Annotated in this window: 3 protein-coding genes; 1 reads left to right on the forward strand and 2 read right to left on the reverse strand. The window is 42.0% G+C overall.

The window, feature by feature from the left end:
• Positions 1-138: LrgB family protein (locus ACT3RN_RS15985; RefSeq protein WP_443509029.1), on the forward strand; the 138-nt coding region annotated here is incomplete at its 5' end.
• Positions 139-148: 10 nt separating this feature from the next.
• Here ACT3RN_RS15985 and ACT3RN_RS15990 read toward each other — a convergent pair.
• Complete coding sequence (locus ACT3RN_RS15990) at positions 149-391, reverse strand: transposase (RefSeq protein WP_192521056.1); 243 nt, start codon at positions 389-391, stop codon at positions 149-151.
• Positions 339-680 (reverse strand): IS630 transposase-related protein, encoded by a 342-nt coding sequence (locus tag ACT3RN_RS15995; protein ID WP_058025959.1) that lies wholly within the window; start codon positions 678-680, stop codon positions 339-341. Before ACT3RN_RS15995 ends, ACT3RN_RS15990 begins: the two co-directional genes overlap by 53 nt.
• Positions 681-750 lie beyond the last annotated feature (70 nt).

Raw genomic sequence — 750 nt, forward strand, 5'->3', positions numbered from 1 at the left:
TTTGGTACAGCCCGGGCAAGTCAGCGCAATGAGGACGAGGGCGTTATAGCTAGTTTAACAATGATTTTAGCGGGATTGTTTATGGTATTCTTAGGCCCTTCATTAATACATGGCGTAATGTTATTTGGGCAAGTTTAAACAAATATAGTCAATCCAACTTAAAGTTGTAACAGCAGACATTGCTGAATAAGTGATTTAGATTATTCTCACCCCAGCCTTGCCTGAGCGTTTTTACTTCAGCCCACTTCTTCTCAATAAGATTTAAATCAGGACTGTAAGGCGGTAGCCATAGAATACGGTGACCATGTCGGTTTAATAGCTTTTTGATACGTTTGTTCTTATGAAATCTGGTACTCGAGCATAGCTCTCCCCTTGCACTCGGGCAAAGCAGTGCTTTGCTTTATCCTCGCTTTCATGGCAGCTTCTACGCCGGATTTACTACAGCCCAAACGAGCAGCTCTTTCATAGTAGTAAGCGTCAGGATAGTCAGTAATGTCTTGTTTTAGGGCATCATTAGATATTTTGCGCGGTGCTCTGACGATGGGCTTGATACTGATGTCTTTTTTCCAGTTAATAATGGTGGTGGGACTCATATCATAAAGCTTGGCTGCGGTGCGCACGCTCATGCCTTGTTCAAGAGACTGTAGTACCTTTTTACGAAGGGTAATGGGGTATGTCATGGTAATTAGCGAGCTGGAATTTAGAATTATCGTAACAGTTCTTGGTAGGGTTTACTATACTTTGAATTAT

Source organism: Psychrobacter sp. AOP5-GZ1-6 (genome assembly GCF_052376345.1).
Taxonomy (GTDB): Bacteria; Pseudomonadota; Gammaproteobacteria; order Pseudomonadales; family Moraxellaceae; genus Psychrobacter.